Raw genomic sequence first — 22,254 nt, forward strand, 5'->3', positions numbered from 1 at the left:
CGGCCGTAAGCTACCGCTTAGTACCGCGGCCGTCACCCAGGGCTGCGTGTGAGCTGGACGACGTTCCCCCGGACTGCTCCCCGGGCCGTTCCCCGGCCGTTCCCCCGCTCCTCCCGCCCGACCCCTCCTCACGGGCGCCGCCGCCCCCGCCGGACCCCGGCTCCCCGCCCCCGCCGGACCCCGGCTCCCCGTCCCCCACCGCGGGCAGCCTGCGCCGCCGCCGGTACCGGACCAGCGCCCAGCGGCCCGGCGAGCCGCCCGGCGCGGCCGCCGCGACCTCCGTGCCGGACCGCCCGGCGGCCTCGGCGGCGGCCACCGCCACCGGCAGCACGGCCTCCCCGCGGGCCGCGTCGGGCCGGTCCTCCGGCCACAGGCCCAGGGCCGCGCAGAGCGACGGCAGCACGGCCATCGCGGCGGTGCCGTACCCCTGCGCCGACGGGTGGTAGCGGTCGGCGGCGAACAGCTCCCGGCGCATGGCGAACTCCGGGCCCAGCAGCGACCCCAGCGACACGGTCCGCCCGCCCGCCTCCACGACCGCGATGGTCTGCGCGGCCGCCAGCTGCCGGCTCAGCCGCCGCGCCACCCAGCGCAGCGGCGGGCGCACCGGCTCGATGGTCCCGAGGTCCGGGCAGGTGCCCACGACGACCTCGCAGCCCGCCGACCGCAGCCGCCGCACCGCGTCGCCCAGCAGCCGCACCGACTCCACCGCCGGCACCCGGTGCGTCACGTCGTTGGCGCCCACGATGACCACGGCCACGTCCGGGACGGCCTCCAGCACCAGGTCCACCTGGTGGTCCAGGTCGGCGGAGCGGGCCCCGGACAGCGCGGCGTTCACCAGCCGCACCCGCCGCTCGGCGACCGACGCCAGCCCGGCGGCCAGCAGCGCGCCCGGCGTCTCGTGCCCGCGCAGCACCCCGAGCCCGGCCGCCGTCGAGTCGCCCAGGAACGCCAGCACCAGCGGCGGCGCCGCGGCCTGCGGGCCGTCGGCGAAGGCGCCCCCGTACACCCCGTCCGCCCGGGGCGGCTCGCTCCCCAGCGCGCCCACCGCGCGCTCCGCGAACTTGGCCTCGGTGACCAGCAGCCCCAGGACGCCGACCCCGAGCAGCCCGATGCCTCCGCCGCCGTACGCGGCGGCCGCCGCGATCCGGCGCGCCACCCGTGCCCGCGACATCCGCGACCCCCTCACCCGGTCCGTTCCCGACTCATGGGAGCCCGATCCAGCGGGCCCCGCGGTCCGGGGCCCTGCTCCGCGGCCCCGCTCGTGGCGGCACCGCCTCTCAGAGCCTCCATACCCCGGGGCCCCCGCCGCCTACCGCCCGTCCGACCGTGCACGATCACCGCCCCGGCGGGCCGGGCATCCGCGCGCCGGGGCCCGGACCTCTACCCTGACCGGTACAGACACTCCTGCGGCACTCATCCGTGCGCACCTGTTCCACGTTCTCGGGAGGACCCCCGTGCGGTACCACGATTCGATCATCGAGCTGGTCGGCGACACGCCCCTGGTGAAGCTCAACAAGGTCACCGAGGGGATCGAGGCCACCGTCCTCGCCAAGGTGGAGTACTTCAACCCCGGCGGCTCGGTGAAGGACCGCATCGCGATGCGGATGATCGAGGCCGCCGAGAAGTCCGGGGCGCTCAAGCCGGGCGGCACCATCGTGGAGCCCACCTCCGGCAACACCGGCGTCGGCCTGGCGATCGTGGCGCAGCAGAAGGGCTACCGCTGCATCTTCGTCTGCCCGGACAAGGTCTCCACCGACAAGATCAACACGCTGCGGGCGTACGGCGCCGAGGTCGTGGTCTGCCCGACCGCGGTCGCCCCCGAGCACCCCGACTCCTACTACAACGTCTCCGACCGCCTGGTCCGCGAGACCCCCGGCGCGTGGAAGCCCGACCAGTACTCCAACCCGGAGAACCCGGCCTCCCACTACCACTCCACCGGCCCCGAGCTGTGGAAGCAGACCGACGGCCGGATCACCCACTTCGTCGCGGGCGTCGGCACCGGCGGCACCATCTCCGGCACCGGCCGCTACCTCAAGGACGTCTCCGAGGGCCGGGTCCAGGTCATCGGCGCCGACCCCGAGGGCTCCGTCTACTCCGGCGGCACCGGCCGCCCGTACCTGGTCGAGGGCGTCGGCGAGGACTTCTGGCCCACCGCCTACGACCGCACGGTGGCCGACGGGATCGTGGCCGTCTCCGACAAGGACTCCTTCCAGATGACCCGCCGCCTCGCCAAGGAGGAGGGCCTGCTCGTCGGCGGCTCCTGCGGCATGGCCGTGGTCGCCGCCCTGGAGGTCGCCCGCAAGGCCGGACCGGACGACGTCGTCGTCGTGCTGCTGCCGGACGGCGGCCGGGGGTACCTCTCGAAGATCTTCAACGACGAATGGATGGCGGACTACGGCTTCCTCTCGTCGCCCACCGACGAGGCCACCGTCGGCGACGTGCTCGGCCGCAAGGACGCCGTCGAGCACGGCGGCATCCCGCAGTTCGTCCACATGCACCCGGGCGAGACCGTCGGGGAGGCCGTCCACGTGCTGCGCGAGTACGGCGTCTCCCAGATGCCCGTCGTCTCGCCCGGCGCCGGCCACCCCGACGTCATGGCGGGCGAGGTCATCGGCTCCGTCGTCGAGCGGGAGCTGCTGGACGGCCTCTTCGCGCGGCGCGTGCAGCTCGACGACCCGCTGGACAAGCACATGTCGGCGCCGCTGCCCGTGGTCGGCTCCGGCGAGTCCGTCACCCGCCTGATGGGGGTGCTGGAGCGGGCCGACGCCGTGGTGGTGCTGGTCGACGGCAAGCCGCAGGGCATCGTCACCCGCCAGGACCTGCTGTCCTTCCTGGCCCAGCGGACGCACTGACCCGTCCCGCGGATGCCCGGGGCCCGTCCCGCGGGCGCCCCGGGCCCCGGACGGCCCGCCCGCCCCGCGCCCCCCGGTGCCCGCGCGGGGCTCACCCGTCCGCCGCCGAAGTGGTACACCGGTGTCACGTCCGCGCAGCACGGGCTTAACACGGGAACGGCATCGTAGGGGTCACGGCAAGACGCCGAACGTGGTGGCAGCGGAAACCGGGAGCGGCTCCCCGGCTCCGAGGCCACCAGGAGGACGCGTCGGTCGGCCCTGACCCGGCCGGCCGCGTCCCGTCCGCAGGGGGCGCCGTCGTCCCGCCCCTGGTGGCCCCGACCGGCCACCAGGGTGCGGCGGCCCCTGCGGCACCCCTCGCGCCGCAAGGCGCGCACTCCGTGCTCCCGGGTGGGGGAGCGATACGGAGACGGCAGGGCCGGTCCTGGCATCCAGGACCGGCCCTCGCCGTGTGCGCCGCCGGGCGCCGGGGCGCTCCGATGCGCGTCGTGGTGTTCCGGTGCGGTGGTGCGACGGTGCCGTGGTCCTCCCGGGCCGTCGTGCCGAACCGGAATCCGTCCGCTCCCGCACCCGGCCCCCGCCGCGCGGCAGCCCCGCCGCGGCCACCGCCGTACGGTCCGGCGCCCGAACCGGCGCCCGGACCGGCGCCCGGACCGGTGCCCGGACCGGTGTCCGGCTCCGTGCACGGCCGCGGACGGGCCCCGCGTCAGCCCGCCTGTACCGGAGCCCCCCTGCGCCGCGCCGCCACCAGCAGCCCGGCCCCGAGCCCCAGGAACGCCGTCCCGCCGAGCAGGTAGGGGGTGGTGTCCACGCCGCCCGTGTCGGCCAGCCGCACCCCGGCCGCCGCCTGCGCCCGCGCCGTGCGCGCCGCCGACCGCACCGCGGCGGACCGCTCCGCCGCCTGCGCCGCCGCCACCGAGGCCCTGCCCTGCCGGGCGGCCGCCACCTCCGCCGAGGCGTCCGCGGACGCGGCCGACGCCACCGGGCCCAGGACCAGCGCGAGCGCCGCGGCGCCGCCGGCCGCGGCCGCCGTGATCGCCAGCGGGCTGCGCTGGGCCGCCTTCCGCTTGCCCACCGGACCTCCTCGTGCCGTACCCGGTCCCCGCACCGGACCCGGCCGGGACCCCGCTGCGGGGGCTCCTCCGGCGGGGCCGTCCGGACGATCGTAGTGAGCGGGGCTCCGCTTGGGTAGCGCCCGCCGGGGCCGGTACCGCGCCGGGAGCCCCCGCTGCCCTACGCTCGCAGGCATGACCAGCACCGACACCAAGGACGGCGGCGAGCCCCGCTACGTCCGCCTGCACATCGAACTCGTCGCCGAGATCACCGACGAGGCCGCCCTCAAGGCCGCCGCGCTGGAGCAGGTGAAGCACGACACGTACATGGACGACGACGAGCGGGCCCAGGCGGTGGAGGCCATCGAGCTCGACCCGTCCGGTTCGCTCGCCCACTTCGTGGACCCGCTGCAGCTGCTCGGCGAGGTCCCCGGTGTGGAGCTCGCCCAGGCCACCTGGGAGTCCGCGCACACCGAGTTCGAGCCCGAGAACGAGGACTGGGACCTCTACGACACCGGCGACGGAGCCGCCCGGGAGTGACCCCTCCCGTCCCCGAGTGACCCCTCCCGTCGGGAAGGCCCCGCCGGGCGGGGCCTTCCCGACGGGCATATGTTGGACGGTACGCCCCCCATCACCGGCAGCACGCGCGAGGAGCGGCAGGCGCGAGGAGCAGCAAGGGAGACGGCGACGTGACGGCACCCGACAGGCAGCCCCCGGAAACCCCGCGGCGTCCGGAACCCCCGCAGCCGCCGGACGCCGGACGTCCCCCCGGCCGCCCCGCCGGCCCGCCGGACACGGCTCCGCCCGGCACGGCTCCGCCGGACGGGCCGCCCGCCGCCGCGGGCCCGCTGCCGCCCGCCGCCCCGCCCGCCCCCCGCGACTGGACGCGCCGCAGCGTCCTGGCCGGCCTCGCGGTGGCCCCCGCCGCCCTGGCCGCCGCGTGCAGCAACGGCCCGGACGGGGCCAAGGGCGGGCAGAGCCCCGGCGCCTCCGGCTCGGCCGGCTCCCCCCGGGGTTCCGCCGCCCCCGCCGGGACCCCGTCCGCCTCCCCGAGCAGCAGCACCCCCAGGGTCTCCACCGCCCGGATCGCCGTCGACCCGCCGGACGGCACCCGCAACGCCGACTCCGAGCAGGGCGTCACCGTCACCGCCTCCGGCGGCCGCCTCACCTCCGTCCGGGTCGCCGACGAGGCCGGCCGGCAGGTGGCGGGCACCATGGAGGCCGGCTCCACCCGCTGGCGGTCCACCGCCCCCCTGCACCTCTCCACCCGCTACACCGTGTCGGCGACCGCCGTCGACGCCGCGAAACTCCAGGCGGTGTCCAACACCTCCTTCGCCACCAAGGCCCCCGACCACACCTTCGTGGGGTTCTTCACCCCCGAGGACGGCTCCGTCTCGGGCGTCGGCATGCCGGTCTCGATCGTCTTCAACACGCCGATCACCGACCGCAGGGCCGTGCAGCAGGCCGTCACCGTGGAGGCCGACCCGCCGGTGGAGGTCGTCGGCCACTGGTTCGACGCCACCCGGCTCGACTTCCGCCCCCGGCACTACTGGGCGGCCGGCACCCGCATCACCCTGCGGCTGCGGCTCAGGGACGTCCGGGGCGCGAAGGGCGTGTACGGGGTCCAGTCCAAGGACGTGCACTTCACCATCGGCCGCAGCCAGGTCAGCACCGTCGACCTCGCCACCGGGCGGATGACCGTCCGCCGCGACGGACGGACGAGCGCGGTCTACGAGGTCACCGGCGGCAGCCCGCAGCACCCCACCTGGGAGGGGGTGATGGTGGTCTCCGAGCGGTACCCGCAGACCCGGATGAACTCCCGCACTGTCGGCCTCGGCGGCGAGTACGACATCCCCGACGTCCCCCACGCGCAGCGGCTCACCACCTCCGGCACCTTCATCCACGGCAACTACTGGTCCCCGCCCTCCGTCTTCGGCCACGAGAACGTCAGCCACGGCTGCATCGGCCTGCGCGACACCAAGGGCGGCAGGGACCCGAACACCCCCGGCGCCGAGTTCTACGGCAGCTCGATGGTCGGCGACGTGGTCGAGGTGGTCCGCTCCGGGGACCGCACCGTCGCGCCCGCCAACGGCCTCAACGGCTGGAACCTCTCCTGGGCGGACTGGAAGGCCGGCAGCTCGCTCTGAGCCCCGCCCGGTCCGGGACCCGCGCGTGCACGGCCCGGTCCGCCCCCCCGCCCACGGCGGCCCTCCCGGGCGCGGACCGGCCCCCGCGGAAACCGCCCGGACCGGCGGAACCCGGACTAACGTGCGACCCATGGCCTCGCAACCGCCCGCCCCCGTCGTCCTGGACGGCCGCCACCTGCGGCTGGAGCCGCTCGTCCCGGCGCACGTGCCCGACCTGCACCTGGCCGGCGGCAGCGACGACGAGGTGTGGCGCTGGCTCCCCGCCCTCACCCCCCGCTCCGAGGCGGAGATGCACCGCGTCGTCGAGCAGCGCCTCGCCCAGCAGGCGGCCGGCGAGGCCGTGCTCTTCGCCGTGGTCCCCCGCGGCACCTTCCGGCCCGTCGGCTGGACCGCCTACCTCGACATCTCCGTGCCCGACGAGCGCCTCGGCATCGGCTGGAACTGGGTCGCCCGCCCCTACCGCGGGACCGCCCTCGACGTCGAGGCCCACCTCCTCCTGCTCTACCACGCCTTCGAGGTCCTCGGCTTCGGCCGCGTGCAGTGGCAGACCGACCACCAGGACTACACCGCCCAGGGCGTCCTGGCCCGCATCGGGGGCCTGCGCGAGGGGCCGCTGCGCCGCCATGTCCGCCGTCTCGACGGCACCTGGCGCGACACCGTCGTCCACTCGCTGCTCGCCCCCGAGTGGCCCGCCGTCAAGGAGCGCATCCGGGCGGGCCTCCTGCCCTGACCCCGCCCGCGGGCGCCGGGGGACGGGTGCACCGGCAGGCGGGCGCACGGGCGGGCGGGCGCACGGGCGGGTGTGTGCACGGGCGGATGGACGGCCGATGGCAGGAACTCACCGCAACCTGGCCGTCCCGCCCCTGGAGCCGGTCCCGCCGCCCCGCCATCCTCGACCCATGATCACGCCCGACACCAAGGACTGGACCTGGGTGCTGAGCCGCCCCTGCCCCGACTGCGGCCTCGACGCCTCCTCCGTCCCCCGCGAGGCCGTCGCCGGCCTCCTCCGCGCCAACGCCGCCGCCTGGACCGGCCTCCTGGCGGGCGGCTCCGCCGACGGCGGAGAGCTGCGCCGCCGCCCGGACCCCGGCACGTGGTCGCCCCTGGAGTACGCCTGCCACGTCCGGGACGTCTTCCGCCTCTTCGCCGTCCGCCTCGACCTGATGCTCACCCGGGAGCGGCCGCTCTTCCCGAACTGGGACCAGGACGCCACCGCCGAGGCCGAGCGCTACGGCGAGCAGGACCCCGCCGCGGTCGCCGCCGGCCTCGCCGCCGCCGCGGAGTCCCTCGCCGCCGCCTTCGACCGCGTCGGCGGCGACCGGTGGCGGCGCACCGGCGACCGCAGCGACGGCGCCTCCTTCACCGTGGAGTCCTTCGCCCGCTACCTCCTCCACGACCCCGTCCACCACCTGTGGGACGTCACCGGAACGCCCGCCGCGCGCCCTTCCTGACCTGCCGTCACCTCCTGTCCGGCGGCGCCCGCTGCCCGCGGCGCCGCCCGGCCGGTACGGGACCCCGGACCGCCCGTCGACGACCCGAAAGGCCGTGGACGCCCCCCGGTCCGGACGGCATGATCGGGGCAGTCCGTCCGGCACGTTCCACGACCAGGAGGCGCCGTGACCGCCTACGCCCTCGCCCACCTCCGCAATCCCAGCCCCCGCGAGCCCGACGTCCTCGACTACCTGGACCGCGTCGACGCCACCCTCGCCCCCTTCTCCGGCCGCTTCCTCGTCCACGGCCCCGACGTCGAGGTCCTGGAGGGGGAGTGGCCCGGGACGGTCGTGGTCATCGAGTTCCCCGACCTCGCCACCGCCCGCGCCTGGTACGCGTCCCCCGCCTACCAGGAGATCCTCCTGCTGCGGACCGGCCACATCAGCGGCGACGTGATCCTCTTCGAGGGCGTCGCCCCGGGCCACACCGCCGCCGCCATGGCCGCCGCCGTCCGGGGCCTCCCGGCCCCGTCCGCCGCCGGCTGAGACGCCGGCGGCCGCGCCGGACCTCGTCCGTACGGCCCGCCCGGCAGGCGGACCCTCCCCTCCCCGGGCACGGTGTGAGGGGACGGGCGGCCGCCGCCCGCGGCCGCGGCTGCCACGCCGTCCCGCGGCCGGCGGCCGGCGCCGTCCGGCGACGAGGACCAGGAGGACGGGCCATGGGCTGTGCGTCGAGGGGCAGGGCGGCCGCGGTGCTCGCGGCGGCGGCGGGGACGCTCCTCGCGGGCTGCGGCGGCCCCGCCGGACCGGCACCGGGCCCGTCCCCGAGAGCCGTCCGGCAGGTCCTGGACCCGTCCGCCCCCGCACCGCCCGCCGCGCCCGGCCCCTGCCGGTACGACCGGCTCACCGCCCCCGCAGCCCGGCGGCTCACGTCGGGCACCCCGGAGGGCACCTGGTCGGCGCGGGTCCCCCTCGTCAACAAGGGGCCCGGGCCGTGCGTCCTGAAGGGCTTCCCCGCCCTCGTGGCCCTGGCCGGCCAGGGGTCGCCGCAGCGCAACCGGCCGCTGAGGGCCACCCCCGAGGGCACGGCCCGGCCGGTCCTGCTGGCCGTCGGCGGCCGGGCCTGGGTCCGGCTCACCTTCCACCAGGTCCTGGGGGAGGGCGACGGCTACTGCCCCTCCGGCGCGACCCCGCGCACCGCCCCGTCGCTCGTGCTGGGCGTCGCGGGCGGCAGGCTGCAGGTCGGCATGGAGGACGGCAGCGACATCGCGGAGTGCGACGACACCGTCCGCACCACCGCCTTCCTCGCCGTCAGCCCGTAGCGGCCGCCCGCGGGGCGCCTCTCCCGCCGCACGTCCGGTCGCGGCCGGGGACTCGGCGGGCGGCCGCGACCGGACGTGCGGGCGCGGCACCGCCGCACGGACTCCCCGACCGCACCGCGGCGGCCCCGCCGCACCGCCGGCCGCACCGGGGCCCCGTCCCCGCCGGCAGGTGCCCGCCCCCTCGGCGGGGGGAGACCCGAGGAGGTCCGGGCGCGGGCCCGGGCCCCGGCCGCCGAGGACCGCCGCTCCGGAGCGCCGGCCGGGCGGCCTCAGGGGGTGAGGGGGGAGGCGTGCACGAGGTAGCCGCCGCCCCGCAACCAACGGCCCCGCGCGGCCTGTTCGCCCCCGGCCCTGCAGAGGTCGCCGTTCGGCGGACGCTCGTCGGCCCGGCGGGCGCCGACGACCCTGCCGGGCAGGAAAGGCGCGCGGGTCCCGGCCCGTCCGGTGCGTTCCGGAGGCGGTCAGGGGAAGGGGCGTCAGGGGTTGCCGCGGCTCCTCAGGGGGTCCGCCGGAGCCTCCCGGCGTCGGCCCGGCGAACGGCGTCCAGGAGTTCCCCGCCGGCCACCAGGCGGATCATCGCGTCGAGGTCCGGGGACATCCACCGGTCGTCCCCCAGGGGAGGGATGCGGCGGCGGATCGCGCGCCACAGGAGCGCCGTCCCCGCCCCCAGGGGGAGCCCGTCCATCCTCGCGCGGATCAGGTCGATGCCCTGCGCGGACATCAGCATCTCCACGGCGATGACGACCTCCAGGCGGTCCAGGTTCTCCTGCAGTGCCCGGACGGAGGCCATGGCCATGGTGTTGTGGTCCTCCTGCCCGGTCTTCGCGGGGCGTGACAGCACACTCGGCGGGTACGCCCTCACCTGCATCTCCGGCACCAGTGCGGTCGCCACCGTCTGCACCTGGACCATGCCGGAGTTGAGCCCGACCTTGCCGCCCGCGAGGCTCGCGGGAAGGCCGTAGCTCCACACCGGGGACAGCAGGCGGGCCGAGAGCTGCTCGTACAGCACGCCGACGTCGGCGATGTGGCCGTTCAGCCGGTCGATCTCGTGGGCGAGCAGGTCGCCGTCGTAGTTGCCGCCCATCAGGAACTCGTCCGGTCCGCCGAGCACGGGGAAGACCAGGGGGTTGGACGTGGACGAGCCGGCCTCGCGTTCGAGGACGGTGCGGTCGTCGGCCAGCGCCTCGCGGAGCGCTCCCAGGATGTGGGGTGCCGCCCGCACGGACACCGCGTCCTGCACCCGGTCGTGGGTCTCCCCGCGCCGACGGCGCCCGGCGTCGGTCATCCAGCCGCTGCCCGCCACGAGGGCCCGCATCCGGGCCGCGACACCGGTCTCGCCGGGGATGTGGCGCTCGGCGTGGGTCCGGGCGTCCAGGGCGGCGGCCTCGGCCCCCGTGGCGTCCATGAACAGCGCCAGGCCGCCCTCGGCCAGGCCGGCGAGCCGCTCGGCCCGCCGGAGGGCGTGGACGAAGTCGGCGGCGACCACGGTGCTGCCGCTGATCACCGCCAGCGCCTCCCCCTGCTCCAGGGTGAAGGACCGCGCCAGGCCCGCTCTGGGCAGGACCCGCGAAGCCGGGCCGACCACGCCGCGGTACCGGGCGGGCGCCTCCTCGCCGATTGCGACCAGGCCGGCCTCGGCCATGGGCTGGAGGTCGCCGATCCCCAACGAGCCGATCTGCGGCATCTCGGGCGTGACCCCGGCGTTCACCAGGTCCAGCAGCCGCTCCGCCAGCTGGGGGCGCACCCCCATCCGGCCGCGCGCCATCTGGTTGGCGCGGAGCACCAGCGCCAGCCGCGCCACCTGCGGCGGGAAGGGCGCACCGGTGCCCGCCGCGTTCGACAGCAGGATGTTGCGCTGGAACCGGCGCTGCTCGGCCTGGGTGAGCTCGCGGTCCTTGAGCGGGCCGAGCGCCTGGTTCCAGCCGTAGACGCGCGCCCCGGAGCGCAGGGCCCCGAGCGCCCCGGCCCGGTTCCGCCGCATCCTCGCGCGCGCCCCTTCGGTGAGCCGTACCGAGACGCGGGAGGCGTCCAGGACCGCGAACATCTGGCCGAGCGTCAACGAGTCCCCGTCCAGCAGCAGGTCCGCCTTCCCGGCGCGAGGCCCCGGCACGCCCGCGGCGGGCGCGGCGGCCGGACGGGCCGGCGCCCCCGCGACGGACGACGACACCAGCGCGGCGACGACCGCCACGGCGGCCCACGTCCGGGGATCCGCCGGCCGGCCGGACCGGCGGGCGCCGCGGCCGGTCCGCCGGGCCCCGGGGGCCGGCCGCATCCTGAACCTCACCATGCGCACCACCCCCCTCCGGGACTCCCCGGACGGCACGGGGCCGCGGAGGACTCGGGGACACCCGTGCCGGGGGTGCCGACGACGTCCCCAGCATCGGCGGGGTGCCGGGCCGCCGCGATCCGGGCTGGTCCGTTCGCGCGTCCCCCGAGGCGGGTCCGTGCGCCTCCGGCGGGAGGGCCAGCGGCCGGCGGTCCCCGCTCCGCGCCGGGCCGTCCCGGCCGGGCGGTCCGCCTAGCCGCCTGCCCGGTGCGACGCGGAGCGCGGGTCGACGAGGCCGTGCAGCAGGGCGGCGATGGCGGGGGCGGGGGTGAAGTCGTCCTCCGGGTCGACCAGCTGGCCGGCGAGCAGCCCGTCCACCAGCGCGAGCAGCCGGCGCAGGTCGCCTGCGGGGTCGCGCGAGCCGAGGTCGGCGAGGAGCGGGGCCAGCCAGGCCGCCAGCCGGCGGCGGGCGGCCTGCAGGGCCGTGCGCAGCGCCGGCTGCTGGGCCGCCTCGGCGAACACGGCGTGCCGCGCGAGCGTGAGCTCCCGGTCGGTGCCGCCCAGCGCCTCCACCACGCCGCCCAGCCGCACGGCGAACCCGTCGATGCCGCCCGCCCCCGTCCGCACGTCCGGGCTCGTCCACAGCGCCGTCTCCCGCTCCAGCAGCCGCCCCAGCACCCCGGTCAGCAGGGCCTCGCGGGTGCGGAACCGGTTCGACGTGGACCCGGTCGGCACGCCCGCCCGGGCGTCCACCGCCCGGTGGGTCAGCCGGCGGATCCCGCCGTGGGCGAGGACGCCGATCGCGGCGTCGAGGAGGAGCAGTTCGCGGTCCGACACGGAGGAAGACTACACCGGTAGTCACGTCGACTACCGGTGTAGTACGTTGACGGCACCCCGCCTGCCGCGGCCCCGCACCGCCCGCCCCGGGCGGCAGGGCCGCAACCCCCGGAGGAGCCGCCGTGCCAATCGGCTACCTGGCCACCGTGGGGGTGGTGGTCGTGGGCACGCTCCTGGCCCTGGCGCCGCTGCGCCGCCCCCGTCCGCTCGGGACGCTCAGCTGGTTCCTCAGCGCCGTCGTCAACGAGTCGCCGTTCGCCGGGCTCTCCTGGGTGCTCGCGGCGACGCTGCTCGCCTGCACGCAGGGCGACTTCCACGGGCCCGCCGTCCTGGCCGCCGCGGGCGCGGTCTGCACCGTCGTCGCCGCGACCCCCGTCCTGGCCCGGCGGGCCCTGCGCGCGGGAGCGGCCGTGGACCGTGCGCTCGACGAGGGCCTCGGCCCGGGGTTCCGCGCCGCCGGCGGCACCGGCGACGGGTCGCCGGCGGGCCGCGTCCGCCGGCTGCCCTGGGTCCGGATCCTCCTCGCCCCGCTGCCGCTGTCCCGCCGGGGCGTCCGGCGGACCGCGAACCTCCCGTACGGCCCCCACGGCAGGCGCAACCGTCTGGACGTCCACCGCGGCCGGGACCGCTCCCCCGGCGCGCCGATCCTGATCCACCTCCACGGCGGCGGCTTCCGGACGGGCCGCAAGAGCTTCTACGCCCGTGCCCTGCTCCACGGTTTCGCCCGGCAGGGCTGGGTGTGCATCAGCGCCAACTACCGGCTGCGCCCGGGCGCCGCGTTCCACGACTTCGTGGTCGACGTCAAACGGGTGATCGTCTGGGCCCGGGAGCACGCACCGGAGCACGGCGCGGATCCGGCCTGCATCGTCCTCGCGGGGAGCTCCGCGGGCGCCCACCTCGCCGTCACCGCGGCGTTCACCGCCGGCGACCCGGCGTTCCAGCCGGGTTTCGAGGACGAGGACACGTCGGTGGCCGCAGCGATCGGGCTCTACGGCTACTACGGCCGCATCGAGCCCGGGCCGCAGCCCTCGTCCCCGGCCGACCACGTCCGCCCCGGGGTGCCGCCCCTGCTGATCGCACACGGCGACCAGGACACCTTCGTGCCGCCCGGGCACGCGCGGCGGTTCGTCGCGGACGTGCGCGCCGTCTCGGCCGGCCCCGTCGTCCACGTCGAACTGCCCGGCGCGCAGCACTCGTTCGACCTGTTCCACTCGATCCGGTTCGCGATCCTCATCGACGGCCTGCAGACGTTCACGTCGTGGGTCCGTTCGCCCGGGCGGGCGGCCGGGCCGGGGGCGCCGCCGCGGACGTGACCGGGCCGGTCGCCCCCGGGCCGCGGCGGTGGGGCGCCCGACCCGTCCCCGCCGTCCGCCGGCCGGGCGGCCGCGGAATCGCCCGGAACCCCCGCGCGTTGGAACGGGAGGCCAGGGAGGCCGGCGGTGTGCGAGCCGGGCGGCCCGGGTGACCGATCAGACCGACAGTGGAGGGGCCGTAATGGCAACGCAGACGCAGAGGGCCGTGCTGGCGGGGGGATGCTTCTGGGGGATGCAGGACCTGATCCGACGGCTCCCCGGCGTGACGGCGACCCGGGTCGGGTACACCGGCGGTGACGTGCCGAACGCGACGTACCGCAACCACGGCACCCACGCGGAGGCCATCGAGATCCTCTACGACCCCGAGAGGACCGACTACCGCACGCTCCTGGAGTTCTTCTTCCAGATCCACGACCCGAGCACCAGGAACCGCCAGGGCAACGACATCGGCCTCAGCTACCGCTCGGCGATCTACTACGTGGACGACGAGCAGAAGCGGATCGCCGAGGACACCATCGCGGACGTGGACGCCTCCGGACTGTGGCCGGGCAAGGTCGTCACGGAGGTCGAGCCGGTCGGCCCCTTCTGGGAGGCCGAGCCCGAGCACCAGGACTACCTGGAGCGCTACCCGGACGGCTACACCTGCCACTTCCCGCGCCCGGGATGGCGGCTGCCCGTCCGCGGGGAGGGCTGACCGCCCGCAGGGGAGGGCCGGCCGCGCGGTGCGGCCCTGCCCCGCAGGCGGAGGCCGGCCGGACCCGGGGCCGCGCCGCCGGGCCGGGCCTGCGCCCCGCAGGCCCGGCGGTGCCCCGCCGCGGGCCGTACGGTGCGCTGGCGGCCCCGCGCGCGGGCTACGCTCGGACACCATGAGCGACCAGCACGGGCAGCACTACGCCTTCGAGACCCTTGCCATCCACGCGGGCCAGGAGGCCGACCCGCAGACGGGGGCGGTGGTCCCGCCCATCTACCAGGTCTCCACCTACAAGCAGGACGGCGTCGGCGGCCTGCGCGGCGGCTACGAGTACAGCCGCTCGGCCAACCCGACCCGCACCGCGCTGGAGGAGAACCTCGCGGCGCTGGAGGGCGGCCGGCGCGGCCTGGCGTTCGCCTCCGGCCTGGCGGCCGAGGACTGCCTGCTGCGCACGGTCCTCAAGCCGGGCGACCACATCCTGATCCCGAACGACGCCTACGGCGGCACCTTCCGCCTCTTCTCCAAGGTGCTCCAGCGCTGGGGCGTGGAGTGGTCGGTGGCCAACATGCACGACCCGGAGTCGGTCCGGGCCGGGGTGCGCACCACCACGAAGGTGCTGTGGGTGGAGACGCCGAGCAACCCCCTGCTGGGCATCGCCGACATCGCCGCGCTGGCCCAGATCTCGCGGGAGGCGGGCGCGCTGCTGGTCGTGGACAACACCTTCGCCAGCCCGTACCTGCAGCAGCCGCTGGCCCTGGGCGCGGACGTGGTGGTCCACTCCACCACCAAGTACATGGGCGGCCACTCGGACGTGGTCGGCGGCGCGCTGGTGACGGCCGACGCCGAGCTGGGCGAGCAGCTGGCCTACCACCAGAACGCGATGGGCGGCGTGGCCGGCCCGTTCGACTCCTGGCTGGTGCTGCGCGGCATCAAGACCCTCGGCGTGCGCATGGACCGGCACTGCGAGAACGCGGTGCGGATCGCCGACATGCTCACCGGCCACCCGAAGGTGGTGCAGGTCCTCTACCCCGGCCTGCCGGAGCACGCGGGGCACGAGGTGGCGGCCAAGCAGATGAGGGCGTTCGGCGGCATGGTGTCGTTCCGCGTGGCGGGCGGCGAGCAGGCGGCCGTGGACGTGTGCAACCGGGCGCGGCTGTTCACGCTGGGCGAGTCGCTGGGCGGTGTGGAGTCGCTGATCGAGCACCCGGGCCGGATGACGCACGCGTCGGCGGCGGGTTCGGCGCTGGAGGTCCCGGCGGACCTGGTGCGGCTGTCGGTCGGCATCGAGTCCGCCGACGACCTGCTGGCGGACCTCACCGAGGCGCTGGGCTGAGACGGCCCGCCCGGGACGGCCGTCCCGGGACGCCGGGCCGGGGCGCCGCCCCCGGCCCGGCCCCGCCGCCGGGGCGCGCGGTCAGCGGCTCGGCACCGCCGCCGGGTCCTGGGCGCCGCCCCCGGCGGCGTAGGACTCCATGGAGAGGTTGAAGCGGGCCAGCAGCTCGCAGAAGGCCTCCCGGTCCTCCTGCGGCCAGTCGGCGACGAGCCGCCTGACCAGCTCCTGGCGGCTGCTGCGGACCTCCTCCAGCCGTGCGCTCCCCAGCGGGGAGAGGCCGAGGAAGACGGCCCGCTTGTCGTCGGGGTTCTGGACCCGCTCGACGAGCCCGGCGTCGACCAGGGGCGCGACCTGCCGGGTGACGGTCGAGGAGTCGATGCCCAGGGCGTCCGCGAGGGCCTTGACGCCCATGGGCCCCTGCCAGTCCAGCCGGTTGAGCAGCAGGAACGCTGCGCGGTCCATCGAGTTGCGCTGGCTGCCGACACCGCCGATGCGGACCTGCTCGACCCGGCGGGCGAAGATCGCCACCTGGTACTGCAGGCGGTCGTGGAGGACGTGGTCCGAGGTCATGGCGGCTCGCGGTGTTCGATCGGTGCTGTGCGCCGCGGCCCTCCGGGTGCCGGGCCCGGCGCCTCCGAGGGTACGCGGACCGGGCCCTCGCACGTAACGCCCCGAACCGCGCGAACTTTCGGCTCGGCCGTGCCCTCCGCGCCCCTGCCGCGCCTCCTTCCGCGCCCGCGCCGCGCTCCTGCCGGCCCCCCTCCCGGGCGCCCGCCGGAACGTCCTCCGGTGCGCCGCCGCCCGCAGGCCCGGTCCGGGGCGCCGCGCCGTCCTACGCTGGCACCATGCACAGCTGGACGGTCACCGTCGACGACGTGCGCGGCGCGCACAAGATGCTCGCGGGCGTGGCCCGGGTGACCCCCATGGAGGGCAGCCGCCACCTCTCCTCCCTGACGGGCTTCCCGGTCCACCTCAAGTGCGAGAACCTGCAGCGCACGGGCTCGTTCAAGCTGCGCGGCGCGTACGTGCGGATCGCCGGCCTCTCGCCGGTGGAGCGCGCCGCGGGGGTGGTGGCGGCGAGCGCCGGCAACCACGCGCAGGGGGTGGCGCTGGCGGCGTCGCTGCTGGGGGTGCGCTCCACCGTCTTCATGCCGTCGGCCGCGCCGCTGCCGAAGGTGGAGGCCACCCGCGGCTACGGCGCCGAGGTGCGGCTGCACGGGCTGAACGTCGACGAGGCCCTGACGGCGGCCCGGGAGTTCGCGGAGGCCGCGGGCGCGGTCCTCGTCCACCCCTTCGACCACCCGGACGTGGTGGCCGGCCAGGGCACGGTGGGGCTGGAGATCCTGGAGCAGTGCCCCGAGGTCCGCACGATCCTGGTGGGGACGGGCGGCGGCGGGCTGCTGGCGGGGATCGCGGCGGCGGTGAAGCCGCTGCGGCCGGACGTGCGGGTGGTCGGGGTGCAGGCGGCCGGCGCGGCCGCGTACCCGCCGTCGCTGGCGGCGGGGCGGCCGGTGGCGCTGGAGTCGTTCGCGACGATGGCCGACGGGATCATGGTGGGGATGCCCGGCGACGTGCCGTTCGCCGTGGTGGAGGCCCTGGCGGACGGGGTGCGCACGGTCTCCGAGGATTCCCTCTCCCGGGCGCTGCTGCTCTGCCTGGAGCGGATGAAGCTGGTGGTGGAGCCGGCCGGGGCGAGCCCGGTGGCCCTGCTGCTCCAGGAGCCGCAGGCGGTCGAGGGGCCGGTGGTGGCGGTGCTCTCCGGCGGGAACGTCGACCCGCTGCTGATGCAGCGGGTGCTGCGGCACGGCATGGCGGCGGCGGGCCGGTACCTGTCGCTGCGCCTGCTGCTGGTCGACCGGCCGGGGGCGCTGGCGACCCTGCTCGGCGTGCTCTCCCGCGCGGACGCCAACGTGGTGGACGTGGCGCACGTGCGGACCGCGCCGCAGATCGGCCTCGCGGAGGCCGAGGTGGACCTGCACCTGGAGACCAAGGGGCCGGACCACTGCGCCGCGGTCCTGGCGGAGCTGCGCGAGGCGGGTTACACGGTGCTGCGGCAGGGCTGAGGCCGGGCCGTCGGCCCGACCCGTCCCGGCCTGCGGGAACGTCAAATCGGTGGGCCGTTGTCAGTGGCACCCGCCATGCTGGTACCCGCCCCGCGACGCCGTCGCGGGGCCGGACGGCGTGCGAGGGGTCCCTGCACCCCCTTCACACCTTGACGCGATACATCGCGTTCTGCCATCGTCGTCGCAACACGCGATGTATCGCCTTTGGTGCATCCGCGTGGGCACGGCCCGGCACACACCGCTGTGCACACCGCACCGGCCGGCCACGGGAGAAGAGAGAGGCACATGGCGGCAGCCATCACCGCCGAAGGACTGGTGAAGACCTTCGGCGACGTACGAGCCCTGGACGGGGTCGACCTGGAGGTGCCCGAGGGCACCGTGCTCGGTCTCCTCGGTCCCAACGGCGCGGGCAAGACCACCACGGTCCGGGTGCTCACCACCCTGCTGCGCCCCGACGCCGGCCGCGCCGTCGTCGCCGGCGTGGACGTGCTGAAGGAGCCCAACCGGGTCCGCAGCCTGATCGGGCTCTCCGGCCAGTACGCGGCCGTGGACGAGTACCTCACCGGCCGCGAGAACCTCCAGATGGTCGGCGAGCTCTACCAGATGAAGCCCCGGGAGGCGAAGGCCCGCGCCCTGGAGCTGCTGGAGTGGTTCAACCTCTCCGAGGCGGCCGACCGCACGGCCAAGACCTACTCCGGCGGCATGCGCCGCCGCCTCGACCTCGCGGCGGCCCTGGTGGTCCGCCCGCCGGTGATGTTCCTCGACGAGCCGACCACGGGCCTGGACCCGCGCAACCGGCTCGCCCTGTGGGAGGTCATCGAGACCCTGGTCGCGCAGGGCACCACCCTGCTGCTCACCACGCAGTACCTGGAGGAGGCCGACCGCCTCGCCCACGACATCGCCGTGGTCGACCACGGGCAGGTCATCGCCCGCGGCTCCGCCGACGAGCTCAAGGCGCAGATCGGCGGCGAGCGGGTGGAGGTCGTGGTCCACAACCGCGAGCTCATCCCGACCGCGCTGGAGGCGCTCACCCCCTACGCCAAGGGCGAGCCCGCCGTCGAACAGCACACCCGCCGGATCACCGTGCCCGTCAGCGGCGGCGCCCGGGTGCTCGCCGACGTCATCCGCGAGCTCGACGGCCGGAACATCATCATCGACGACATCGGCCTGCGCCGCCCGACCCTGGACGACGTCTTCCTCTCCCTCACCGGCCACGCCGCCGAGGACTCCGAGGAGGGCGCCGCCAAGGGCGCCGACGGCAGCGGCACCACCACCGGAAAGGACGCATGACATGGCGGCGACCACCCCTGCGGCGATCGGGCACGCGGTGCCGCAGCCGCGCGGCGGCGCGGTGCAGGTGCTGCGCGACTCCTGGGTCGTGGCCAAGCGGAACCTGCGCCGCATGACCCGCATCCCGGAGATCGTCGTCTTCGGACTGATGCAGCCCGTGATGTTCGTCCTGCTCTTCTCGTACGTCATGGGCGGTGCGATCAAGGTCCCCGGCTCCGGCGGGGAGAGCGCCTACCGCGAGTTCCTGATGGCGGGCATCTTCGCCCAGACCGTGACCTTCGCGGTCGCGGGCGCCTCGGCCGGCGTCGCGGAGGACATGACCAAGGGCCTGGTGGACCGGTTCCGGTCGCTGCCCATGGCCCGCTCCGCCGTCCTGGTCGGCCGCACCATCGCCGACGTCGTGCAGACGGCCTTCACCGTGCTGGTGCTGGCGGCCGTGGCGCTGCTGGTCGGCTGGCGGATCCACGAGGGCGTGCTCAAGGCCCTCGGCGCCTTCCTCCTGCTGCTCATGCTCGGCTACGCCTTCTCCTGGATCGGCGCGCTGATCGGCCTGTCGGTCCGCAGCCCGGAGGCGGCCACCTCGGCCGGCCTGATCTGGCTCTTCCCGCTGACGTTCCTGTCCAACGCGTTCGTCCCGGTCTCCACCATGCCGGGCTGGCTGCAGGCCATCGCGTACTGGAACCCCTTCAGCGCCACCGTCCAGGCCTGCCGCAAGCTCTTCGGCAACCCCGGTGTGGACCCCGCCCACGTGTGGCCGATGGAGCACCCGGTGGAGGCGTCGCTGGCCTGGTCCCTGCTGATCCTGGCGCTCTTCTCCTGGCTGGCGGTGCGCAAGTACCGCAACGCCGTGGGCTGAGCCCCGCCGTCGGGGCCCGTCGGGGCCCGACCGGCCCGGGCGCGCCGCAACAGGCCCGGACGCGCCGGAGGGCGGCCGCCGGAACCCCGTGGTCCGAGACCCGGGGCCGGCGGCCGCCCTCCGTGCGTCCTGGGACGGCTCAGCCGCTGTAGGGCTTGGCCCCGGTGATCCTCACGGTGGCCTTCTTGCCGTTCGGCAGCTCGTAGGTGGCGTCCTCGCCGACCTTCTTGCCGTTGATCGCGGTGCCCAGCGGCGACTGGGGGGAGTAGATCTCCAGGTCGTCGCCGGCGACCTCGCGGGAGCCGAGCAGGAACGTCATGGTGTCGTCGGGGTCGCCGTCGAAGGCGACGGTGACGACCATGCCGGGGGCGACCACGCCGGAGTCCGACGGCGCCTCTCCGACCTGGGCCTTCTCCAGGAGCTGGGTGAGCTGGCGGATGCGCAGCTCCTGCTTGCCCTGCTCCTCCTTGGCCGCGTGGTATCCGCCGTTCTCGCGCAGGTCACCCTCCTCGCGGGCCGCCTCGATCTTCTTGGCGATCTCCACGCGTGCGGGACCCGACAGATAGTCCAGCTCGGCCTTGAGCTGGTCATACGCCGCCTGGGTCAGCCAGGTGACGTTATCGCTGGTCTGGGTCACAGGTGCTCCTCGTCGGTACTCGGCTTACTACAAAGCAACGCCCGCTCCCGGGCCGTCTGGGCTCGGAAGGGGCGAAACCACGAGGGTAACAATTCCTCGGGGCAGAGGGGGAGTGGCTTGCGGCGCACCGCAGCCTGCCTGCCCCGGGACGCGTGCCCGCCCTCGTCTTCGACTATGCCTCACGGGTACGACAGCCGGGGGCGTGGCCTGGGCGGCCGCGCGCTCCCCCGGGGCGGCCGCACGCCGGGGCGGGGGACCTCCGCGCCTCCCGGGGGCCTTCCGGGGCCGCGGGGGGCTGCAGGTGGCCTCCTGGCGGCGGCGGGCAGGTCCGGGCACGGCGGCGGCTACGGGCGGGGGGTGCAGCCCAGCAGCTCGGCGGTGGTGCCGCGGCGGACGGTGCGCAGCACGACGTCCTCCTCCAGGGCGGTGCCCCTCGCGGGGATCGCGACGTCCGCCTGTCCCACCGTCTCCTTCTCCGCCGACTGGGACCGGATCGTGCACACCCCGCCCACGCCCTCCTGCTTGCGCACCGAGACGTGCGCCCGCACCTGCGTGTCGGAGACCACGGTGAAGGACGTCACCTCGCCGTGCAGCCGGCTCTCCCGCATCAGGTAGGAGGTGCCCAGCCAGACGACCAGCGCCGCGAAGAGCACGCCGCAGACCACGGCCGCGGCCCGGAGCCGCCGGTCCGCCCTCGCGTCGTCCCCGCCGAAGCGGCCTGACCGTCCGTACCGGCCCTCGGGGACCCTGGGCGCTGTGGTGCTCATCCGATCGTTCCTTCCCCGGCAAGGCCGCGGAATGCACGGGCCCTCCAGTCCGTCACTATAGGAGTGGCCGACCCCGGCCGGACGCGCCGGGGCGGCGCGGTACGCATGCGGAAGGAATTGTGGCGTTGACTGAGCAGCTGCGACTGATGGCGGTGCACGCCCACCCGGACGACGAGTCCAGCAAGGGCGCCGCCAGCATGGCCATGTACGTCGCCCGCGGCGTGGACGTGCTGGTGGCCACCTGCACGGGGGGAGAGCGCGGCTCCATCCTCAACCCCAAGCTCCAGGGCGACCCGTGGGTGGAGGAGAACATCCACGAGGTGCGCCGCAAGGAGATGGACGCGGCCCGGGAGATCCTGGGGGTGAAGCAGGCCTGGCTGGGCTTCGTCGACTCCGGGCTGCCCGAGGGCGACCCGCTGCCCCCGCTCCCGGACGGCTGCTTCGGCCTCCAGGAGGTCGAGAAGGCCGCGGAGCCGCTGGTGCGGCTGATCCGCGAGTTCCGTCCCCACGTGATCACCACGTACGACGAGAACGGGGGCTACCCGCACCCCGACCACATCATGACCCACAAGATCACCATCGCGGCCTTCGACGCCGCCGGCGACCCGGACGCCTACCCGGGGTCGGGCGAGCCCTGGCAGCCGCTGAAGCTGTACTACAACCACGGCTTCCCCATGGGCCGCATCCGCGCCCTGCACGCCTACCTCACCGAGCACGGCCTGGACTCCCCGTACGGCGAGTGGATCGAGGGCTGGGAGAAGAGCGGCCGCAAGGAGCGGGAGATCACCACCCGCGTGGACTGCGCCGACTACTTCGAGGTCCGCGACCGGGCCCTGATCGCCCACGCCACCCAGATCGACCCGGACGGCCCGTGGTTCCGCGTGCCGCGCGAGGTCCAGCGCGAGGTCTGGCCCACCGAGGACTTCGAACTGGCCCGCTCGCTGGTCGACACCTCCCTGCCGGAGGACGACCTGTTCGCGGGCATCACGGCCGACGTCACCGTCTGACCGCAGCCCCGCCCCGCCCCGCCGCCCGCCCCGGCCGGTCCCGCCGTCCGACCGGCACCCCGGTGGCCCGGTCCGCGCCGGGCCGGGCCACCATGGAGATGTGAGCACCCCCATGACCGACCCCGCCGTCCTCGCCCACCTCACCTCGCTCGCCGTCGACGAGGACAAGGTGACCCCCGGCCTGCTGGGCTTCGTGGTCTTCGCCGTCCTCGGCGCCGCGACCTGGTTCCTGCTGAAGAACATGAACAAGCAGTTCAAGAAGGTCGACTTCGTCGAGGAGCCGGAGCAGGACGACGCCCCGGCCGCCCCGGGCGGCCGCCCCGAGGACTCCCGGACCGCCTGACCGGCCGGCCCGGCCCGCCCGGCCCGGTGCACCCCGGCCCGCCCGCGC

At 76.0% G+C, this 22,254-nt stretch carries 22 protein-coding genes; 15 read left to right on the forward strand and 7 right to left on the reverse strand.

Annotated elements, in window-relative coordinates; translation table 11 throughout:
* Window positions 1–10: 10 nt before the first annotated feature.
* Window positions 11–1,171 (reverse strand): SGNH/GDSL hydrolase family protein, encoded by a 1,161-nt coding sequence (locus ACFY07_RS15150; RefSeq protein WP_390869061.1) that lies wholly within the window; start codon window positions 1,169–1,171, stop codon window positions 11–13.
* Between the two features lie 283 nt (window positions 1,172–1,454).
* On the opposite strand from ACFY07_RS15150, the gene ACFY07_RS15155 reads away from it, so the two are divergent.
* Complete coding sequence (locus ACFY07_RS15155) at window positions 1,455–2,852, forward strand: cystathionine beta-synthase (protein ID WP_230652977.1); 1,398 nt, start codon at window positions 1,455–1,457, stop codon at window positions 2,850–2,852.
* 706 nt (window positions 2,853–3,558) lie between these two features.
* On the opposite strand, the gene ACFY07_RS15160 is transcribed toward ACFY07_RS15155, so the two are convergent.
* Window positions 3,559–3,927, reverse strand: a complete 369-nt coding sequence (locus ACFY07_RS15160; RefSeq protein WP_390869062.1) for an LPXTG cell wall anchor domain-containing protein — start codon at window positions 3,925–3,927, stop codon at window positions 3,559–3,561.
* Between the two features lie 172 nt (window positions 3,928–4,099).
* Between ACFY07_RS15160 and ACFY07_RS15165 the strand changes: the two genes are divergently transcribed.
* The 6 genes from ACFY07_RS15165 to ACFY07_RS15190 all read left to right on the forward strand — a co-directional run bounded on the left by ACFY07_RS15165 (window position 4,100) and on the right by ACFY07_RS15190 (window position 8,803).
* Window positions 4,100–4,444, forward strand: coding sequence for a hypothetical protein (locus ACFY07_RS15165; protein ID WP_230652973.1), 345 nt, complete (start codon window positions 4,100–4,102; stop codon window positions 4,442–4,444).
* A gap of 308 nt (window positions 4,445–4,752) precedes the next feature.
* Window positions 4,753–6,051: an Ig-like domain-containing protein gene (locus tag ACFY07_RS15170; RefSeq protein WP_390869116.1), complete on the forward strand. Its 1,299-nt coding sequence runs from the start codon at window positions 4,753–4,755 to the stop codon at window positions 6,049–6,051.
* A gap of 130 nt (window positions 6,052–6,181) precedes the next feature.
* Window positions 6,182–6,781 (forward strand): GNAT family N-acetyltransferase, encoded by a 600-nt coding sequence (locus ACFY07_RS15175; RefSeq protein ID WP_390869064.1) that lies wholly within the window; start codon window positions 6,182–6,184, stop codon window positions 6,779–6,781.
* 169 nt (window positions 6,782–6,950) lie between these two features.
* On the forward strand, window positions 6,951–7,502 hold the full coding sequence (locus ACFY07_RS15180; RefSeq protein ID WP_390869065.1) for a DinB family protein: 552 nt from the start codon (window positions 6,951–6,953) through the stop codon (window positions 7,500–7,502).
* 165 nt (window positions 7,503–7,667) lie between these two features.
* On the forward strand, window positions 7,668–8,027 hold the full coding sequence (locus ACFY07_RS15185) for a DUF1330 domain-containing protein (RefSeq protein WP_390869066.1): 360 nt from the start codon (window positions 7,668–7,670) through the stop codon (window positions 8,025–8,027).
* 173 nt (window positions 8,028–8,200) lie between these two features.
* The gene (locus tag ACFY07_RS15190) at window positions 8,201–8,803 is read left to right on the forward strand and encodes a DUF4232 domain-containing protein (RefSeq protein ID WP_390869067.1); all 603 of its coding nucleotides are present in this window, start codon (window positions 8,201–8,203) and stop codon (window positions 8,801–8,803) included.
* Between the two features lie 496 nt (window positions 8,804–9,299).
* Here the strand turns inward: ACFY07_RS15190 and hutH are convergent, their stop codons facing one another.
* Window positions 9,300–10,991: a histidine ammonia-lyase gene (hutH, locus tag ACFY07_RS15195; protein WP_390869068.1), complete on the reverse strand. Its 1,692-nt coding sequence runs from the start codon at window positions 10,989–10,991 to the stop codon at window positions 9,300–9,302.
* Window positions 10,992–11,321: 330 nt separating this feature from the next.
* Window positions 11,322–11,906 (reverse strand): TetR/AcrR family transcriptional regulator, encoded by a 585-nt coding sequence (locus tag ACFY07_RS15200; RefSeq protein ID WP_390869069.1) that lies wholly within the window; start codon window positions 11,904–11,906, stop codon window positions 11,322–11,324.
* A gap of 122 nt (window positions 11,907–12,028) precedes the next feature.
* On the opposite strand from ACFY07_RS15200, the gene ACFY07_RS15205 reads away from it, so the two are divergent.
* The 3 genes from ACFY07_RS15205 (at window position 12,029) to ACFY07_RS15215 (ending at window position 15,243) form a co-directional block, all read left to right on the forward strand.
* A complete protein-coding gene (locus tag ACFY07_RS15205; protein ID WP_390869070.1) occupies window positions 12,029–13,219 on the forward strand; it encodes an alpha/beta hydrolase in 1,191 nt (396 codons plus the stop codon).
* Window positions 13,220–13,400: 181 nt separating this feature from the next.
* Window positions 13,401–13,913, forward strand: a complete 513-nt coding sequence (msrA, locus tag ACFY07_RS15210; protein ID WP_230747041.1) for a peptide-methionine (S)-S-oxide reductase MsrA — start codon at window positions 13,401–13,403, stop codon at window positions 13,911–13,913.
* A gap of 172 nt (window positions 13,914–14,085) precedes the next feature.
* Window positions 14,086–15,243 carry a cystathionine gamma-synthase gene (locus ACFY07_RS15215; protein WP_230747043.1) on the forward strand — a complete coding sequence of 386 codons (1,158 nt, stop codon included), beginning with the start codon at window positions 14,086–14,088 and terminating at the stop codon, window positions 15,241–15,243.
* Window positions 15,244–15,324: 81 nt separating this feature from the next.
* Here the strand turns inward: ACFY07_RS15215 and ACFY07_RS15220 are convergent, their stop codons facing one another.
* The gene (locus ACFY07_RS15220) at window positions 15,325–15,813 is read right to left on the reverse strand and encodes a MarR family winged helix-turn-helix transcriptional regulator (protein ID WP_390869071.1); all 489 of its coding nucleotides are present in this window, start codon (window positions 15,811–15,813) and stop codon (window positions 15,325–15,327) included.
* A 275-nt stretch (window positions 15,814–16,088) separates the two neighbouring features.
* On the opposite strand from ACFY07_RS15220, the gene ilvA reads away from it, so the two are divergent.
* The 3 genes from ilvA (at window position 16,089) to ACFY07_RS15235 (ending at window position 19,452) form a co-directional block, all read left to right on the forward strand.
* The gene (ilvA, locus tag ACFY07_RS15225) at window positions 16,089–17,306 is read left to right on the forward strand and encodes a threonine ammonia-lyase (protein WP_390869072.1); all 1,218 of its coding nucleotides are present in this window, start codon (window positions 16,089–16,091) and stop codon (window positions 17,304–17,306) included.
* A 285-nt stretch (window positions 17,307–17,591) separates the two neighbouring features.
* The gene (locus ACFY07_RS15230) at window positions 17,592–18,596 is read left to right on the forward strand and encodes an ATP-binding cassette domain-containing protein (RefSeq protein WP_390869073.1); all 1,005 of its coding nucleotides are present in this window, start codon (window positions 17,592–17,594) and stop codon (window positions 18,594–18,596) included.
* A 1-nt stretch (window position 18,597) separates the two neighbouring features.
* Window positions 18,598–19,452, forward strand: coding sequence for an ABC transporter permease (locus tag ACFY07_RS15235; RefSeq protein ID WP_230747050.1), 855 nt, complete (start codon window positions 18,598–18,600; stop codon window positions 19,450–19,452).
* A gap of 139 nt (window positions 19,453–19,591) precedes the next feature.
* Here the strand turns inward: ACFY07_RS15235 and greA are convergent, their stop codons facing one another.
* Together greA and ACFY07_RS15245 are read right to left on the reverse strand one after the other, a co-directional pair.
* On the reverse strand, window positions 19,592–20,089 hold the full coding sequence (greA, locus tag ACFY07_RS15240) for a transcription elongation factor GreA (protein ID WP_230747052.1): 498 nt from the start codon (window positions 20,087–20,089) through the stop codon (window positions 19,592–19,594).
* Window positions 20,090–20,433: 344 nt separating this feature from the next.
* The gene (locus ACFY07_RS15245; protein WP_390869074.1) at window positions 20,434–20,856 is read right to left on the reverse strand and encodes a DUF4307 domain-containing protein; all 423 of its coding nucleotides are present in this window, start codon (window positions 20,854–20,856) and stop codon (window positions 20,434–20,436) included.
* Window positions 20,857–20,981: 125 nt separating this feature from the next.
* Between ACFY07_RS15245 and mca the strand changes: the two genes are divergently transcribed.
* On the forward strand, window positions 20,982–21,863 hold the full coding sequence (gene mca / locus ACFY07_RS15250) for a mycothiol conjugate amidase Mca (protein ID WP_390869075.1): 882 nt from the start codon (window positions 20,982–20,984) through the stop codon (window positions 21,861–21,863).
* Window positions 21,864–21,963: 100 nt separating this feature from the next.
* Window positions 21,964–22,206 (forward strand): hypothetical protein, encoded by a 243-nt coding sequence (locus ACFY07_RS15255; protein ID WP_374228251.1) that lies wholly within the window; start codon window positions 21,964–21,966, stop codon window positions 22,204–22,206.
* The last annotated feature ends 48 nt before the right edge of the window (window positions 22,207–22,254 follow it).

It is taken from the genome of Streptomyces sp. NPDC001380 (assembly GCF_042895785.1).
Taxonomy (GTDB): domain Bacteria; phylum Actinomycetota; class Actinomycetes; order Streptomycetales; family Streptomycetaceae; genus Peterkaempfera.